General features: G+C 74.8%; 2 protein-coding genes. Both read left to right on the top strand.

All coding sequences use genetic code 11. The annotated features are described in order from the left end of the window. On the top strand, positions 1 to 1,708 hold a 1,708-nt coding region (locus tag GTR00_RS18275), incomplete at its 5' end, for a DNA translocase FtsK (protein WP_240900578.1). Between the two features lie 479 nt (positions 1,709 to 2,187). Continuing rightward, positions 2,188 to 2,804 (top strand): NYN domain-containing protein (locus GTR00_RS18280; RefSeq protein WP_166613000.1); only part of this gene is annotated, 617 nt, incomplete at its 3' end.

Genomic DNA, 2,804 nt, shown 5'->3' on the forward strand with positions numbered 1-2,804 from the left:
GCGGCGCCCGGTGCCCGCCGCGGCGCCCGTCGAGGCCGCCGCCGAGCCCGGCGCCGCGCCCGGTCCCGTGCCCGCCGCCGGGCCCAAGGACCTGCCGGCGCCGCCGCACACCCCCATGCCCCCGCGCATCGAGCAGCTGGCGCTGGCCGGCGACGTCACCTACGCGCTGCCGGAGCCGTCCAGCCTGAACCCCGGCACCCCGCCCAAGGAGCGCAGCGCCGCCAACGACCGCGTCGTGGAGGCCCTGTCCGGGGTGCTGGACCAGTTCGACATCGACGCGCGCGTCACCGGCTTCTCCCGCGGCCCGACCGTGACCCGCTACGAGGTGGAGCTGGGCGCCGGCACCAAGGTCGAGCGCGTCACGCAGCTGTCCAAGAACATCGCCTACGCCGTGGCCAGCGCCGACGTGCGCATCCTCTCGCCCATCCCGGGCAAGTCCGCCATCGGCATCGAGATCCCCAACACCGACCGCGAGACCGTCTCGCTGGGCGACGTGCTGCGCAGCGCCGTCGCCGCCCGCACCGAGCACCCCATGGTCATGGGCGTCGGCAAGGACGTCGAGGGCGGCTTCGTCGTGGCGAACCTGGCGAAGATGCCGCACCTGCTGGTGGCCGGGGCCACCGGCGCCGGCAAGTCCAGCTTCGTCAACTCCATGATCACCTCGATCCTCATGCGGGCCACCCCCGACGAGGTGCGCATGGTGCTCGTGGACCCCAAGCGCGTCGAGCTGACGATCTACGAGGGCATCCCGCACCTCGTCACGCCCATCATCACCAACCCCAAGAAGGCCGCCGAGGCCCTGGAGTGGGTCGTGCGCGAGATGGACCTGCGCTACGACGACCTCGCAGCGTTCGGCTTCAAGCACATCGACGACTTCAACAAGGCCGTGCGCGCCGGGCGGGTCGAGCCCCCGGAGGGCTCGAAGCGGGTGCTGCAGCCGTACCCGTACCTGCTGGTCATCGTCGACGAGCTGGCCGACCTCATGATGGTCGCCCCGCGCGACGTCGAGGCGTCCATCCAGCGCATCACCCAGCTGGCCCGCGCCGCCGGCATCCACCTCGTGCTCGCCACCCAGCGGCCCTCCGTGGACGTCGTCACCGGCCTCATCAAGGCCAACGTGCCCAGCCGCCTGGCCTTCGCGACGTCCTCGCTGGCCGACTCGCGCGTCGTCCTCGACCAGCCCGGCGCCGAGAAGCTCGTCGGGCAGGGCGACGCGCTCTTCCTGCCGATGGGGGCCTCCAAGCCCATGCGCGTGCAGGGCGCGTGGGTCACCGAGAGCGAGATCGAGGCCGTCGTCTCGCACGTGAAGGCGCAGCTGGCGCCGGCGTACCGCGACGACGTGGTGGCCCCGGCCCAGAAGAAGCAGGTCGACGAGGAGATCGGCGACGACCTCGACGTGCTGCTGCAGGCCGCCGAGCTGGTCGTCACCACGCAGTTCGGCTCCACCTCGATGCTGCAGCGCAAGCTGCGGGTGGGCTTCGCCAAGGCGGGCCGGCTGATGGACCTGCTGGAGTCGCGCGGCGTCGTCGGGCCCAGCGAGGGCTCCAAGGCCCGCGACGTGCTGGTGCGCCCGGAGGACCTGCCGGCCACGCTGGCGCTGATGCGCGGGGAGGAGGCGCCGCGGGCGCTGGAGCCCGACGCCGACGGCCCGCTGGAGGAGGTCGAGGCCGACGGCGGCGAGGACGCCTGGGAGCTGACCCAGCGCTGAGCCCCGCGGGGCACCGGTGAGCGCACCGGCACCGCCGCCGAGCTGCAGCGGCGGTCGGCCCGGCTGCGCGGGGCCGCCGCCGACGGCCACTGGCGGGGCGAGGGCGCCGCCGCGGCGCTGCGCACCTGCGCCCCGCACCTGGGGGACGCCCGGCACCGCTCGCCGCAGCTGCTGCGCCGGGCGCACGAGGCCGAGGACCGGGCCCGCGCGGCCCGCTCCGCCTCGGCCTCCCTGGCCTCCCTGGCCTTCCTGGTCGGCGACCCCCCCGTCCCGGCCGGCGGTGACCCCGCCGCGCCCGCCCGCCACGACGCGGCCGTGGCCGACCGCGCCGCCGGTGCGTGCCGGAGCGTGGTGGGTGAGCGGCTCGGTGCACGACGAGCGCCACCGTGCGTGCCGCGCAGTGGGCCTGTAGACACGCCGCGTCACCTCGGCACCGCGTTGCGTCGCGACTCAGTAACTCTCCGTGTAACTTGGTGCTCATGGACTCGACGCGCCCCCACGAGCCCTCGCGGGACCTCGACCTGCTCGTGTGGGACGCGCCGAACATCGACATGACCCTGTCGGCGATCCTCGGCTCGCGCCCGGCCTCCTCCGACCGGCCGCGCTTCGACGCCATCGCCCGCTGGTTCCTCTCCGAGGCCGGCGACCACGAGGTCGAGGGCTGCGTGTTCACCAACGTCCAGCCCGCCGCCGCCGTCTCCCTGCGCGGCTGGATCGAGGCCCTGCGCAGCTTCGGCTACGCCGTCTTCGCCCGGCCCAAGCTGCACCCCGAGGACGACGTCGACGACGCGATGCTGCGCCACATCGCCGAGCGCGCCGCCAGCCACCGCCTGCGCCGCCTCGTCGTCGCCAGCGGCGACGGCCGCAACTTCCTCGCCCCCCTGGAGGAGCTGCACCGCGCCGGCGTGCGCTGCGTCGTCCTCTCCTTCGCCGAGGTCGCCGGCTACGCGCAGGAGTCCCCGCACATCGAGTTCGTCGACCTCGAGGACGTCCCCGGCGCCTTCCAGGTCTCCCTCGGGCGCACCCGCCTGACCGCCCTGCCGCCCGACGGCGGCTGGTTCCGCCCCACCCGGCCCATGCGCGCCCTGCTGGAGGA

The organism is Kineococcus indalonis (assembly GCF_009906395.1).
GTDB lineage: Bacteria > Actinomycetota > Actinomycetes > Actinomycetales > Kineococcaceae > Kineococcus > Kineococcus indalonis.